The organism is Flavisolibacter tropicus, from assembly GCF_001644645.1.
Taxonomy (GTDB): Bacteria; Bacteroidota; Bacteroidia; order Chitinophagales; family Chitinophagaceae; genus Flavisolibacter; species Flavisolibacter tropicus.
In genome coordinates this window covers 3,278,992-3,293,749 of the sequence record NZ_CP011390.1, presented here as the reverse complement: position 1 = coordinate 3,293,749, position 14,758 = coordinate 3,278,992, and the positions used below count along the sequence as shown (strand labels likewise).

9 protein-coding genes are annotated in these 14,758 nt (G+C 44.4%); 7 read left to right on the top strand and 2 right to left on the bottom strand.

Annotated elements, in window-relative coordinates; all coding sequences use genetic code 11:
* Positions 1-7: 7 nt before the first annotated feature.
* Positions 8-667: a hypothetical protein gene (locus SY85_RS13880; RefSeq protein ID WP_148661196.1), complete on the top strand. Its 660-nt coding sequence runs from the start codon at positions 8-10 to the stop codon at positions 665-667.
* A 404-nt stretch (positions 668-1,071) separates the two neighbouring features.
* Here SY85_RS13880 and SY85_RS13875 read toward each other — a convergent pair whose 3' ends face one another.
* Both SY85_RS13875 and SY85_RS13870 read right to left on the bottom strand, forming a co-directional pair.
* A complete protein-coding gene (locus SY85_RS13875; RefSeq protein ID WP_066405439.1) occupies positions 1,072-1,500 on the bottom strand; it encodes a lipocalin family protein in 429 nt (142 codons plus the stop codon).
* Positions 1,501-1,779: 279 nt separating this feature from the next.
* Positions 1,780-3,639: a UvrD-helicase domain-containing protein gene (locus SY85_RS13870; protein ID WP_082886452.1), complete on the bottom strand. Its 1,860-nt coding sequence runs from the start codon at positions 3,637-3,639 to the stop codon at positions 1,780-1,782.
* Between the two features lie 401 nt (positions 3,640-4,040).
* On the opposite strand from SY85_RS13870, the gene SY85_RS13865 reads away from it, so the two are divergent.
* From SY85_RS13865 to SY85_RS13840, 6 genes are all read left to right on the top strand, one after another.
* Positions 4,041-4,442: a hypothetical protein gene (locus SY85_RS13865; RefSeq protein ID WP_066405437.1), complete on the top strand. Its 402-nt coding sequence runs from the start codon at positions 4,041-4,043 to the stop codon at positions 4,440-4,442.
* 182 nt (positions 4,443-4,624) lie between these two features.
* A complete protein-coding gene (locus SY85_RS13860; protein ID WP_066405435.1) occupies positions 4,625-5,707 on the top strand; it encodes an efflux RND transporter periplasmic adaptor subunit in 1,083 nt (360 codons plus the stop codon).
* A 26-nt stretch (positions 5,708-5,733) separates the two neighbouring features.
* The gene (locus SY85_RS13855; RefSeq protein WP_066405433.1) at positions 5,734-8,922 is read left to right on the top strand and encodes an efflux RND transporter permease subunit; all 3,189 of its coding nucleotides are present in this window, start codon (positions 5,734-5,736) and stop codon (positions 8,920-8,922) included.
* On the top strand, positions 8,915-10,348 hold the full coding sequence (locus SY85_RS13850; RefSeq protein ID WP_066405431.1) for a TolC family protein: 1,434 nt from the start codon (positions 8,915-8,917) through the stop codon (positions 10,346-10,348). The genes SY85_RS13855 and SY85_RS13850 overlap by 8 nt, the downstream gene beginning before the upstream one ends.
* A gap of 347 nt (positions 10,349-10,695) precedes the next feature.
* Entirely contained in the window at positions 10,696-13,977 is a 3,282-nt protein-coding gene (locus SY85_RS13845) for an ELWxxDGT repeat protein (RefSeq protein WP_066405429.1), read from the top strand.
* Positions 13,978-14,012: 35 nt separating this feature from the next.
* Positions 14,013-14,564 (top strand): class I SAM-dependent methyltransferase, encoded by a 552-nt coding sequence (locus tag SY85_RS13840; RefSeq protein WP_226998833.1) that lies wholly within the window; start codon positions 14,013-14,015, stop codon positions 14,562-14,564.
* Positions 14,565-14,758: the final 194 nt, after the last annotated feature.

The following is a 14,758-nucleotide window of genomic DNA, read 5'->3' as shown; positions in this document are numbered from 1 at the left end:
AATGAATATGCAAAAAGCAATTTTACTAGTGCTATTATTTATTGCAGGTTCCATAACCACCCAGGCGCAGTCGTTAAAGGAATTGCTGTATGGTGGTAAGCTAAAAATGGATTCCAATACGGTGCTCCGCAAAACAGATGACCTGAAGTCAAGAATCGATACGGCACAAAAGAAGCCAGCCGAACCTGCTAAGCCTGTAGTGGCTGTTGCTGCTGTTGATTCGGTAAAGAAAGTTACACCACAGGGCGACACAGTTGCCGTTGCTTCTTCCAATAATAATACAGCCGTACAGGCCGACACTGCTGCCGCAGCTGCAGCGACAGTTGCCGCTGCTGCCGCCGCTGTTCCTCCCCCGGTACCAGTAAAGACCAACACCAAGATCTGGAAAGAATATTCTGACTCCCTGGTAGCTAGTTTAACCACCGAAGTACTCCCTTCTAAAAAGATTAAAAAGGAAACTTACTATATCACTGTGGCATATGAAATAGAAACCACTGGACAGGTAAATATTACCAATGTAACAACTACACCTGAAAATGCCTTCCTGCTGGACCAGGTGAAGCAACGCCTGGTAAGTGGGCCACCGCAGTTAAACCCGGTATTAGACAGTAACAATCAGCCAAGAAAGGCCAAACGGGGATATAATTTTTCTGTAACGAAGGACTAGCCATGGTGAATGGTGAGTGGTGAGTATTCGTGAAACGTGAAAGGGAGTCCACGGTCGACAGACGACAGTCCACAGGGGAAGCCATGAGCTTTGAGTTACGAGCTGTGAGGAGAGAAGGGTTGGCAGGTTAACAAGTTAATAAGTTGACAAGGAAGAAAGGTTTCACGCAAAGGCGCTAAGAGGAAAAGACGCAAAGAAAGCTAAGAGAGAAAAGAGCGTAAGAAGAAAAAGAGAATGGTTATAAACAAAAAGCACTCCACTAAGGGAGTGCCTTTCTTATGTAAAGAATGTTTGATCTTCTGGCTTTGTGCCCAGGCCCTTTCACGTTTGACGTTTCACGTTTGACGATGGGCGGGGGCGTGCGTTAGCTCTCCTCCCCCCTGGGGAGGCTGGGAGGGGCCGTTCTAGCGGTTTAGATTATACATTAATTCTGTAAAGCCAAACGTGCCGGTTTCATCTTTGGTATACAAGCGAAGCACTTTATCAGAAATTTCCTGAATAGAAGCAGGGTCATCATCTATCGTAATTACTTTATCGTTTTTCACTTTGTAAGTAGAAATGTCGGTAACACCACGGAAAGAAGTATACATCAATCCGTCTGACTTAAATTCCACATAGTCGGTAGCTGTGCCCGGATAGGTTTCTTTATGATCGGTCCCATTATAATGGTTGTTGTATTGGACACTGCTGATTGACCATTTGCCAAGGATCTTTGCTGCTACTTCTTCCGTTGACATCACTTGATCGGCGTCGTCGCTTTTGTCCTTTTTGCAAGAAGATAAAAATGAAATAGAAACGGCAAGAAGTGCTACAAGTAGAAGCTTGGGTTTCATAATTCGGTGTTTAGGCGTTCTAATTAAATTACTTAAAATAGGTGGAATTTGCTAGTGCTGTGGACTCTCGAATTGAAAAGAATTAAAAAAGTTATGCCGCGTCGTAAGCGGATAATTTTAAAGCAATATTTGTTCAAAGGCGCTTGCTGGCTTTACAATTTGGGGCAGTCTTGCCTCTGCTTAATGAATGGATGAGCTAAGTCAGAAGGAATTTGGTATTTGGAATTTGTGATTAGGATTTTCAAACTTCTAATGCCACGCAATCCAATGGGAGCGCAATTAGAATTTGTTGGTGTTCAACAATCCCAGTTTCTTTAACCGCGATAATACAATACTTGTTTTTCGGTTCAGACGTTTGGCGATCTCCATAATGTGTACGCCATCTTCAAACAGCTGCTTCAGGAATCTGTCCTCCCCTGCTGTCCAGGGTTTAGGTTCCTCTTTCAGTCGTTCCCTGACCTGAATGTGTTTGTTGGATTCCTGGTTTTGTTTACTGCCTGTGTGTGATGTGCGGGCAAAGGAATTGGTGCCTTGTGTTTCAGTCTCTTTCTTTACTTCCTGTGAAAGGATAAAAGGGGAAGAATCAAAACCAGCGGGCAGTAAGGTTTCGGGAATTCTGATGCTGCCTTTTGTTCGCGTAATGGCTACATACAATAAATTGATCTCTTCGTACCACTTAGCCTGATTGTGGTCTTGAGGTTGTTTGTTTTCTTTGGTCAGTCTTTCGAGCTTGGCTTCTGTAACAAAGTCGTTAACCAGTTCTATGGTGTCGTACTCCATGCCCTTGCAACGGTGCACGGTAGAAAAGATCACTTCGGCTTTTGCTTTCTCTTCATCTCCGGTATGTTTTTCTTTGAGGGTTTTAATAAGACCCGGGATAGCATTGCCGTATTCCTTTACCAGGTCCACCATCATCGAGAGTTGTACATCTTCTGTTTTTTCAATGTATTCTTCCAGTTCGTCCAGGTTGCTCATAGAGCCTACAAGTTTGTCACGAATGGAACCATGGTTAAAATTGTGCAAGCTTAAAACATCGTACAGCGAAGTGCCTTCATCGGCATAGGTGTAGGAATTGATATTGCCTTCAAAGTAAATATGCTTTACCTGTTTGTGCGTGGTAATGTATTCAATGGCTTTCAGCAGCAAGCCCAGGTTGGTACGGGCAATAATGGCTTTTACTTTCTTTTCTGCCGGTTTCCCCTTTCCCTTCATTATTACAGAAGGCTGCTCTTGAAAAAAACGTTTCCAATCCAATATAGTAACGGCCAAATCAGCAATGTCTTGATGAAACCGGAAGGATGTGGAAAGGTGGAAGCTTTTAAAATTGGCCTTCTCTAACGAGTTGATGGCATAGCGCCAGCCATAGATCTGCTGGTGGGTATCACCTACAATGACCTTGGTGGCTTTTTGTTTCAGGAAAATATCCAGCATGGCCGCTGAGGCGTCTTGCCCTTCATCAAATAAAATGTAATCGTAGGGTAATACCGGGTTTTGCAGTTGAAACTTCTTTAAGTAGAAATCGTGCGTGATCTCGATTGTGCCTCTATACATCCGGCTAAGCAGCAAGCGGGTGCCATGTTCAATAATGGCATAATGCGATTGTACAAAATCGGTTGCTGTATCATCAGTAATTGTCTGACGGTAATCCAGGTCCTGTACTTTTTGCTTGTCGCTGTTACAGAAATAGGCCGCAAACTTGAGAATATGATTAGCGATAATGTATTCAGTGTGTTTTTCACTATTGCCCTTTAGCTGGAGCATGTCAACGATCTCGTGGGTTTTATACCCTTGCGATCGCACGGTATACTCATTTTGGAAAACGATCCTTTTATAGGCCAGAGAATGTGCGGTTTCTACCTTTACGTTGGAAAGACCTTGCGCAGCAAACTTCTTTTCGGCTTCCAGTTTTACCGCCCGGTTAAAAGCTAAGTATAATATTTTGGAGCCAGCAGGGCGGGTTCGGGCGTACTCGATAATGGTGGTGGTTTTCCCGGAGCCGGCTACGGCGTTGATCTTGATGTTTCCTTTAGAGCGAATAATGGCCTCTTGTTCTCCTGTCAGTTTGAGTTGGCCATTCTTTGTATTGTTTGCTTCTGGCGCATCATCAGCTTTATTTCTAAAAATATTCAGGAGTCCCATAGGTCTGGCAATACAAATGGTGGTTGTAAGGAAGTGTGCAAAGGTGCAACAATCCGCCTTGGCTTCCGAAAAAATTGCCTGTTAAATAGCTATTTATATTTCACGTAATGAATAAGCTGCACGCTGTACGCTTCACGCTGCACGCAATAAAGAGGCTGTTTTGCTTGTAGCGTGCAGCTTCCCTTTCACGTTTGACGTTTCTCTTCTCACAGCTCGCAGCTCACAGCTCACAGCTCGGAGCTCACAGCTCGCAGCTCGCAGCTTCCCTCACCACCCACCACCCGCCTTTGCCCATTCACCATACGCGATTGCCTATTCGCCTTTCATCCAACCCACTTTCACTGAATTTTCACAAACCGATTTCGACTCTTTAGGTTGATATACTATTTTTACGGCCCTAAATGAAGTTTGTAGTAGCATTTTTCCTGTACCTGTGTTTTCACCTTCTAGGCGGAAATAATGATGCGCACGCCAGTGCGCATAGCTACAACCATTCCTACTGGCAGCATATTGGAAAAACGCAGCAGCTTGAAAGCCTGCTGGCCGATCATGAGCGGATGATCACTAAGAACAGCGGTTTGGCTGAAGAAAATGATCATCTTATCAGTGTTGAAGATGACGATGAAGGGCATGAGGATCTTATCAAGAAGCACCTCTTACAAGCCCGGTACATCTTAGCTTTTTCCTACGTATTCATTTTACAGTATCAGCCAGGCTGCCAGGCCGACCCTCTTCCCTTTGATGGGCATGTGGCCTTCAGCAGTACCCCTAAGTACATTGTTCAAAGAGTTTTAAGAGTCTGATTTCATTTGTTCATCGGTTGCCAGCGGTATGTAAACACATGCCAGGTGGGTATATAGGCGTATAGCCATATTCCTACCTGCATAGCAGGTCTGTCCGTGCATTAGCAACTGTTGAAGTTCTGCACATTCCAGGGAATCGTTGATTCCAGAATACACCATCTTATAATTTTCCACTTAATACCATGAAAAGAAGTCTATTGCTTATGGGCTTGAGCGCCATTGTGTGCTTTTCAAGCTGTACATCCGAAAAACAAGTAAAGGAAGAAGCCAGTAAGTATGTTGTTACGGCACCTTTAAGAGTTGATACTTCCTTCGCTAAAGAATATGTTTCGCAGATTAAATCTATCCGGAACATTGAACTGCGTGCACAGGAAAAGGGCTATTTGCAAAATATCTATGTAGATGAAGGCCAATATGTGAAAGCTGGTCAGCTTTTGTTCCGCATTATGCCAAAGCTTTATGAGGCTGAATTGCTAAAAGCGCAGGCCGAAGAAAAAGCAGCTGAAATTGAATTGCAGAATGCTAAGACGCTAGCCGATAAAAACGTTGTTTCAAAAAATGAGCAGGCTGTAGCACAAGCCAAGCTGGATCAGGCAAGAGCAGAAGTTGCACTGGCCAAACTGCACCTGTCCTTTACAGAGATCCGCGCACCATTTGATGGCGTTATTGACCGCATTCCTTTGAAATTGGGAAGCCTGATTGATGAAGGAGAGCTGCTGACCAGCCTTTCTGATAACAGCCAGATGTTTGCCTATTTCAATGTATCGGAGCCTGAGTACCTCAATTTCAAAACCGTTGCGAAAGAAAGCGTAAATAACCAGGTACACCTGTTGTTGGCCAACAACCAGCAACTGCCCTATAAAGGCGTAGTAGAGACCATTGAAGGTGAGTTTGATAGTGAAACAGGAAACATTGCCTTCCGCGCTAAATTCCCAAATCCCGACCAGTTGCTGAAACATGGTGAAACCGGCAAGGTGCAGATGACGGTGCCTATCCACAACGCCATTATCATTCCACAAAAAGCTACTTACGAGATCCAGGAAAAGAAATATGTGTTTGTAGTAGACAAGAGCGGGGTGGTGAAGTCTAGAAACATTACCATCAGCAATACGATCCCTGACTTGTATGTAGTGTCTGGTGGCCTTTCCGAAAATGATCAGATCCTGTTGGAAGGCGTACAGAAGGTAAAGGACGATGACAAGATCCAGGCTGAATTTGTAGCGCCAAAGGATGTAATCGCCCGCCTGAAATTATACACAGAATAGTGGTCCACCTCTAAAAGAATCAACCCATGTTTAGTAAGTTCATACGCAGGCCCGTCCTGTCTATCGTAATATCGCTCGTTATTGTCTTTTTGGGAGCGCTGGCCATTATGACATTGCCGGTCACGCAGTTCCCTTCTATATCGCCGCCTAAAGTAACCGTTACCGCCGAATATCCTGGTGCCAACGGTGAATTGATGACAAAGGCGGTACTTATTCCGCTCGAAAGAGCCATCAATGGTATTCCCGGCATGAAATACATGGCCTCCGATGCCGGTAACGATGGTGAGGCTACCATTCAGGTAGTATTTAACCTGGGAACTGACCCCAACCTGGCTTCCGTAAACGTGCAGAACCGTGTGGCATCTGTAGTTAATAAACTGCCACCACTGGTAGTGCGTGAAGGGGTAAAGATCACCCGCGAGGAATCGAACATGCTTATGTATATCAACTTGTATAGTAAGGATACAAGCATGGACCAGAAGTTCCTTTTCAACTTTGCGGACATCAACATCTTGTCGGAGTTGAAACGGGTAAATGGGGTAGGTTTTGCAGATATCCTGGGTAACCGTGAGTATGCGATGCGCGTCTGGCTGAAGCCCGACCGTATGCTTGCCTATAAGATATCGGCAGAAGAAGTGCTAAAAGCCCTGGATGAACAAAGCCTGGAAGCTTCTCCTGGTAAAACGGGTGAAGCCTCCGGAAAGCGTTCACAGGCATTTGAATATGTATTAAAGTATCCCGGCCGCTTTAGTACCAAGGAAGGGTACGAGAATATTGTGTTGCGCGCCAGCTCCAATGGTGAATTGCTTCGCCTGAAAGATGTAGCCGATGTGGAGTTTGGAAGTTCGATGTACGATCTGTATTCCACACTGAATGGTAAATCATCGGCTGCCATTGTATTAAAGCAATCGTACGGTAGTAACGCCAGTCAGGTAATTAAAGATGTAAAAGCGAAGCTGAAGGAAATTAAAGCCACCTCTTTCCCTAAAGGAGTGGATTATGAGATCAGTTACGACGTTTCTAAGTTCCTGGATGCTTCTATAGAAAAGGTAATTCACACCTTGGTGGAAGCCTTTATCCTGGTAGGTTTGGTTGTGTTCCTGTTCCTGGGCGACTGGCGGTCTACGCTGATACCTGCTATTGCGGTACCGGTATCGCTGATTGGAACCTTTATGTTCATGCAGTTCTTTGGCATTACGCTAAACCTGATCACGCTTTTCGCCTTGGTGTTGGCCATTGGTATTGTGGTAGATAACGCCATTGTGGTAATTGAAGCGGTGCATGCCAAGATGGAAACCAAGCACCTGTCGCCATTGAAGGCCACGCAGGAAGCCATGCACGAGATCAGTGGAGCGATCATAGCCATTACGTTGGTGATGGCAGCGGTGTTTATTCCTGTGGCCTTTATGTCTGGTCCAGTGGGTATCTTCTACCGCCAGTTCTCTATTACCATGGCTACATCCATTATCCTTTCTGGTGTGGTAGCCTTAACGCTTACACCAGCACTTTGTGCCATGATGTTGAAGAACACGCATGGTAAACACAAAAAGAAAAAGGGACTGGACAAATTCCTGGATGCATTCAACAGGAGCTTCAACAGGCTTACTGGTAGATACCAGCGCTTACTGCGCCGAATTGTGAACAGAAGAGTGGTGACGTTTGCCATGCTGATCGCATTCTGTGCGGGCACGTGGTTCCTGAATAATAATATTCCTTCTGGCTTTATTCCAAATGAAGACCAGGGTATGTTCTATGCGGTAATACAAACCCCTCCGGGTTCATCGCTGGAACGAACCAACCAGGTAGCTGAAAAGCTGCAGAAGATCGCGGAAGAAATGGAAGATGTACAATCGGTTTCTTCGCTGGCTGGTTACGAGATCCTGACAGAGGGAACGGGCGCTAACTCCGGAACCTGCTTGATCAACCTGAAAAGCTGGGAAGAGCGGAAGCACTCGGCACAGGAGGTGATTGAAGAACTGGAAGAAAAATCAAAAGATATCACTGGTGCTACTATCGAATTCTTCCAGCCGCCTGCAGTGCCTGGTTATGGTGCAGCCGGTGGTTTTGAGTTACGCTTACTGGATAAGTCGGGAACAGGCGATTATAAAAAGATGGAAACGGTGAGCAATGAGTTTGTTAAGGAGTTGAGCAAACGTCCTGAACTATCATCGGTGTTTACGTTTTATAGCGCCAGCTATCCGCAGTACATGCTGCAGATAGATAATGACATTGCCCAGCAAAAAGGAGTGACCATTGAAAACGCTATGAACACACTATCTACGTTGGTGGGTAGTAACTATGAGACCAGCTTTATCAAATACGGTCGTCAGTATAAAGTAATGGTGCAGGCCTTACCGCAATACCGCGCCATGCCGGAAGATATCCTGAAGTTGTATGTGAAGAACGATCATGATGAGATGGTGCCTTTCTCCGCCTTTATGAAAATGGAAAAAGTGTATGGCTTATCAGAGATCACAAGACATAACATGTACAATGCATCAGAGATCAGCGGTCAGTCGGCACCGGGCTATAGTAGTGGTTCTGCCATCCAGGCCGTAAACGAAGTGGCTAAGAAAAGCTTGCCCAGAGGTTTTGGTATTGATTGGGCGGGTATCTCCGCCGACGAGGTGGCACGTGGTAATGAAGCTATTTACATCTTCCTGGTGTGCCTGGTATTCGTATACCTGCTGTTGGCCGCGCAGTATGAAAGCTTTATTCTGCCGCTGGCGGTTATTCTTTCATTGCCTGCCGGGGTTTTCGGCTCCTTCCTTTTCATAAAGCTAATGGGCCTGGAAAATAACATCTATGCGCAGGTGGCCCTGGTAATGTTGATTGGTTTGTTAGGAAAGAACGCGGTATTGATCGTGGAGTTTGCTGTACAACGCCATCGCTCTGGTGAGTCGGTGTTGAAAGCAGCTACACAAGGGGCTGTACTCCGCTTCCGTCCTATCTTGATGACCTCTTTTGCCTTTATTGCTGGTTTGATTCCGTTGATGTTCGCTTCTGGTCCCGGTGCTATTGGTAACCGTACTATTGGTTCTGCATCGGCGGGAGGTATGTTGATCGGTACTGTTTTCGGGGTTGTGATCATACCCGGTCTGTACTACATATTTGGTAAGATCGCTGAACGACGCTTACTGGTAAAAGGCGAAGAAGAAAATCCATTAACGGAAGAAATTGATCATCACACTGAAAAAATTGAGGAATATGCATAAGCTCCAACAATATATAGGCTTGGGTGTGCTGGGTGTTACACTGGCTATGACCAGTTGTAAGGTGCCGGCCATTACGCAGGTCACTGAAAATAAGGCCGTACCAGAAAGCTTTGGTAGCGGACAAGACTCCGTGAATATGGCCACCCTAAAATGGCGAAACTATTTCACGGATAAAAACCTGGTTAGCCTGATTGATACAGCGCTGAAAAACAACCAGGAGCTGCGGATCACACTGCAGGAAATTGAAATAGCCAAGAATGATATCCGGTTCCGGCATGGGGCCATACTGCCAACAGTTGGGGCCAGGCTGGGTATGGGTGTAGAAAAAGTAGGTAGGTATACCAGCCAGGGTGCTGGTGATGCCTCTACAGAGATGAAGCCGGGTGTGGAAATGCCCGAGGCTTTACCGGACTATACCGCTGCCGCCTATGCGAAATGGGAAGTAGATATCTGGAAGAAGCTGCGTAACGCCAAGAAGGCCGCCATTAGCCGATACCTGGCAACTATGGAAGGCAAGAACTTTGTGATCACCAACCTGATTGCAGAGGTAGCTAACTCTTATTATGAGTTGCTGGCCCTGGATAACCAGTTGGAGATGGTGAAGCAAAACATTACACTGCAACAAAATGCCCTTGAAGTGGTGAAAGTGCAGAAAGAGGCCACAAGGGTAACAGAGCTTGCTGTGCAGAAATTTGAGGCTGAAGTATTGAAGTCGCAAAGCATGGAGTATGGCATACTGCAGGATATCAAGGAAACGGAGAACAAGATCAACTTCCTGTTGGCCCGCTATCCGCAACCTATTCCAAGAGATAAAAGCAATTTCCTGAACCTGGTACCGGCTACCGTACAAGCAGGTATTCCATCTCAGTTGCTCGCTAACAGACCAGATATCCGCCAGGCGGAATTGGAGCTGGAGGCTGCCAAGCTGGATGTGAAAGTGGCACGTGCGGAATTTTATCCCTCGTTAGAGATTTCAGCTGCATTAGGTTTCCAGGCATTTAAGCCAACCTATTTAATGCGTATGCCAGAGTCGTTATTGTACTCCCTGGCAGGCGACCTGGCAGGGCCGTTGATTAACCGTAATGCGATCAAAGCAGAATTTAATAATGCGAGTGCCAAACAAGTGCAGGCGATGTACAACTATGAGCGTAGTATTTTGAATGGCTACCTGGAAGTGTCTACACAGCTTTCCCGGATCAGTAACCTGGAAAAGAGCTACGATCTGAAGTCCAGAGAAGTGAATGCACTTACCAAGTCGATTGATATCGCTAATACGTTGTTCAATAATGCCCGGGCTGATTACCTGGAGGTGTTAATGACACAGCGGGATGCATTAGAGTCCAAACTGGAATTGATAGAAACGAAGAAAGCGCAGTTAAATGCTGTTGTCAATATCTACCGCGATCTAGGTGGTGGTTGGCAGTAAAAGTGAAAACAACTAAAAACAAAAAGAGCTGGTGTAATGCCAGCTCTTTTTGTTTGTAGAAGGCCTGTGAAGTTTAGAGGGACAGAAATTTCAAATTTCAAATTTCAAATTCCCTTCGGTTAGCCTTTCTTATAAGAATGCAAGGTTTTAAACCGTTTGATTGTATTGCACATAAAAAGGTGGTAACTTAATAGTGCACTTGCTATTAGCTCGCTCTAACGTTACTGTGGTTTTTCGCCATGGCCTCCCGAATGTAGTTTCAGACCTAGGCAGTTAGCCTTTACTCTATCTAAGCCACCTGTAAGTCTAACCTTCATTGCATTTTTCCTCATGTCAAAATAATGTTTATGAACTCTAGACGTTTGTCCTGTTGGTTGCTTTATCTACTGGGATCTGTAACGGTAACCATGGCGCAGTTGCCGTATGGTAAAAAGTTGCCGCCACCTGCTGTCAACAGCAGAGATGTACAGTTATTTAATTACTATAACCAGAAAAAAGGGGATCTGCCATCTGTTTCGTATGATACTGTCATGAAACAGTTTGTCCGGCATGCTCCTGGCCAAAGAATTTCAAATTATTCAGTCACTGGCCAAACGCTTTCCAACCAGTCTGCTCAAGCAGCAAAACTGCCAGTAACTGCATCGTCGGCTTTCCAGCTTACAAAGGATATTAATACAAGATCTGATGGCTTTCCGGAAAACAATCCAGCCAATGCCTTCTACAGTTTTGCCGTGCTCAATAATGTCAGCTATTTTTTTTCCAATGATGGTATTCATGGAAATGAGCTATGGCGAAGTGATGGAACGACTGCTGGTACCTACCTGGTAAAAGATATTAATCCCTTTGGTGATGCCAGTTCGGGAGGGGCTAATATTATTGCTGCTAATGGCCTACTCTTTTTCGCTGCTTCTACAGGCGATTATGGTTTGGAGCCGTGGGTCTCTGATGGAACGGAAGCTGGTACGCATTTGTTGAAAGACATCAATTTCGCCAATAGTTCTGGCTACCCTTCTCAATTTGTGGATGTAAATGGCGTTGTATTTTTTACCGTTACCATCAATGGAACAAATGATCAATTATGGAAAACAGACGGTACAGAAGACGGCACTGTATTGGTCAAAGACTTTTTACAGTCGTTTATTGGTTACCGGATTTTTGAATTAATGGAAGCCAACAACCTGGCTTATTTTATTGTGTATACCTGGAACACCGGCTTTCAACTTTTCCGGAGCGATGGTACAGATATAGGTACCTACCTGGTCAGGGATATTGGTTGGAATACTGATTTTGATGGAATAACAGCACCCAGCCAGTTGACCGAGTATAACAATGCACTTTATTTTTCAGCTAATGATAATAGTGGGCGTAAGCTGTGGGTGTCTGATGGTACGTTCGATGGTACGATGCCTGCGCCGGGAAATAACGATATCTTGATGCAGGAAAATTATAATAACATTTATAAGAATTATCCCTACCGCATTCTGAACAATGTAATCTACTTTGCCGGGTATACGTTTACTGATGGCGGAGGCCTTTATAAATATGATGCTGTCAACGGTGCAGTGCTGGTAAAAGATCTGACAGATGTTCCGGATTCTCCTTTTGATGATGTTGTTGATTTTGTGGTGCCGGTAGATTTTACCATTGTGAACGATAAACTCTTTTTCAAAGTCATCAGTAATATTGGTGGCTCCCATGATCAATTATGGATCACCAATGGGCAAGCTGATCAAACCCAATTAATCAAAGAATTCCCTTCTGATCAAGGTACATACCCTTATAATTTTTTCAATGGAAACGGCGTCCTCTATTTTGTAGTGAATAATTATGCTGACTATGGTACAGAACTGTGGAGCAGTGATGGTTCATCGGGTGGGACCAGCGTGGTTAAGGATATAAACCCGGGGAAACTAAGTGCGTATCCAGATGATCTCACGTTCTGTAATGGTAAGTTGTTATTTCGGGCAGATTCGGATGCCGGTACTGAGTTGTGGTCTTCAGCCGGTAGTGCTGCCAGCACTGTATTGGTAAAGGATATCAATACCACAACAACCAATGGTTCTGATGCTGGTTATATGTTTAAAGGAATTGGGTTAACAGAGTATGGTATAGTCTTTAACGCCTTTACACCTTCCTTAGGAGGCGAGTTGTATAAATCTGATGGAACGGCTGCCGGTACCGGTTTACTAAATGATATTGCAGCAGGAGCAGACTGGTCGTATCCGAACAACTATATGTATAAGAATAAGGTGACGTACTTCATTGGCGATGATGTCAATGGTACAGCGATTTATAAAACGAATGGTGCGTCAGCAGGGCTGCAGCGCATAACGCCTTATATAAACAGGCAGCAGTATTTTGTAGTCAACTATAACATAACCGATCAAGGGCTTATCCTTTACACCTTAGGAAACCATTATACTGGTGATGCGCTGGAACTTTGGCGCAGTAATGGCACAGAAGCGGGTACCTTCCTGCTCACAACAAACCTGTCCTACTATAACAATAACTATATAGAAGTGATAGGCAATACGGCTTTCTTTATTGCCGGCGATTTTAATACGGGTTATGAACTGTGGAAAAGTGATGGCACGGTAGCTGGAACAAAGATGGTAAAAGATATCAATCCCGGATTTGGAGGATCGGATCCATACAGTTTTTATGTGTATAAAAACACCCTCTACTTTGGAGCCTATGATGGTACAGGAATTGACTTTCATAGATCGCTTTGGAAAAGTGATGGTACAGAAAAAGGAACGGTAAAGTTGAAAGCTATTGAGCCCACGTATTATCAATCTTATTTCAATACAGAGCCACAACATGTTTTCCAGGAGTCGGGCGGAACTTTATATTTTACCGCTACCGAATACAATACCTATGGAAATGAACTATGGAAGACCAATGGCACAGATGCCGGTACCAAACTGGTAAAAGACATAAATCCCTATACAGGTTCCTTTCCCAATTATTTGACAGATCTAAAGGGTACGTTGTATTTTTTTGCAGATGACGGTGTGGCAGGATTAGAGCTTTGGACTACCAATGGTACAGAGAAAGGTACAGCGATGATAAAAGATATAACACCTGGATTTGGAAGTTCTTATTCCAGTCTTTGCACTGCAGGCGGTAAGCTTTTCTTTATGAACAACACGACATTTCCCGCTAAGCTATGGTCGTCTGAAGGCACTGCTGCTACAACTAAGGAAGTAGTTGACGATGGGTTAGTGGGACTAACTGATATTTCTCAATTGACCGCCTCTGGCAATAAACTCTTCTTTGGCGCCTATACTAAAAAGTATGGAAGGGAAATGTATGTAGGCGATGCGGCCACTTCTAAATTGAATGCCAGCATGGTGCAAGCTGCTAACAAGCCGATTGAGATAGCTCCCGTTTTTGAAGCAGAATTGTATCCTAATCCTGCAAAGGATAAAGCCGTTTTACACATCCAGAGAGATATAGAAAATGCTACGATTTCAATAGTGGATATGAATGGTAAAACGATCTGGCAAAAAAATGTGCGGAAGCAAACAACTATTCAACTTCCGGTTTCAACACTTACTGCTGGTGTATACATGGTGACTGTAAATACCGATAAGGGCAGCAAAATGTATCAATTGGTAAAAGAATAAATGGTTACTGCCAAATTCCAAAAAGAGCTGGTATTATGCCAGCTCTTTTTTTAAGTTTGAAGATGGAGCTTAAACAAGCCATTGAGTTGATCTATAACGACTGCATTGTTCAACATAGAGTCACAGTCTGGGCTGACCTAGGTTGCGGTACAGGTTTGTTTACGCAGGCTTTAGCGCAACTTCTACAACCCGGTAGTGCTATACACGCTGTTGACTCCGACAAAGGAGCGCTTTCCCAATTAGGGAGCCTGCCAGGCAATGTAACCTTGGATAAAATACAGGCCAATTTTGAAAGGGATGATTTGTCTTTTAATGAGCTGGATGGTATCCTCATGGCCAATTCAATTCACTATATAGAAGATAAGATCAGGTTTATAAGAAAAGCAGAAAAATGGCTCCGCCCCAGCGGCTGTTTTTTGTTGGTAGAGTATGATACTGAACTGGCGAATCCATGGGTGCCATACCCGCTACCTTTTAATACGCTAAAGCAGTTGTTTATACAATTGGGTTATAAAGAAGTGAAGAAACTACAAGAGCGGTCTTCGATATACAATAGGGCTTCAATTTATTCGGCATTGGTTAGATAATGTCAATTCTTGTGCTATCCTATTTTAAGCATCATTCCAAAGGGAGATAGGCCATATCTTGTCTAAGAATTTTCTGTTTAACCGGGGTCTTCACTGCGTAGGTTGGTGTGTGGCGAAACCCCGCTTGGTTAAGATAGGTTTAAAGCTTTTCTCTCATTACTGTTGTTGTGTCTCTTGTAAAACAACCAGAGTTT

What these genes read in the sequence shown, in the direction of transcription:
- SY85_RS13875 (WP_066405439.1), bottom strand. Translation starts at nt 1,500, where the DNA reads ATGAAACCCAAGCTTCTACTTGTAGCACTTCTTGCCGTTTCTATTTCA.
- SY85_RS13860 (WP_066405435.1), top strand. Translation starts at nt 4,625, where the DNA reads ATGAAAAGAAGTCTATTGCTTATGGGCTTGAGCGCCATTGTGTGCTTT.
- SY85_RS13855 (WP_066405433.1), top strand. Translation starts at nt 5,734, where the DNA reads ATGTTTAGTAAGTTCATACGCAGGCCCGTCCTGTCTATCGTAATATCG.
- SY85_RS13850 (WP_066405431.1), top strand. Translation starts at nt 8,915, where the DNA reads ATGCATAAGCTCCAACAATATATAGGCTTGGGTGTGCTGGGTGTTACA.
- SY85_RS13870 (WP_082886452.1), bottom strand. Translation starts at nt 3,639, where the DNA reads ATGGGACTCCTGAATATTTTTAGAAATAAAGCTGATGATGCGCCAGAA.
- SY85_RS13880 (WP_148661196.1), top strand. Translation starts at nt 8, where the DNA reads ATGCAAAAAGCAATTTTACTAGTGCTATTATTTATTGCAGGTTCCATA.
- SY85_RS13845 (WP_066405429.1), top strand. Translation starts at nt 10,696, where the DNA reads ATGAACTCTAGACGTTTGTCCTGTTGGTTGCTTTATCTACTGGGATCT.
- SY85_RS13865 (WP_066405437.1), top strand. Translation starts at nt 4,041, where the DNA reads ATGAAGTTTGTAGTAGCATTTTTCCTGTACCTGTGTTTTCACCTTCTA.
- SY85_RS13840 (WP_226998833.1), top strand. Translation starts at nt 14,013, where the DNA reads ATGCCAGCTCTTTTTTTAAGTTTGAAGATGGAGCTTAAACAAGCCATT.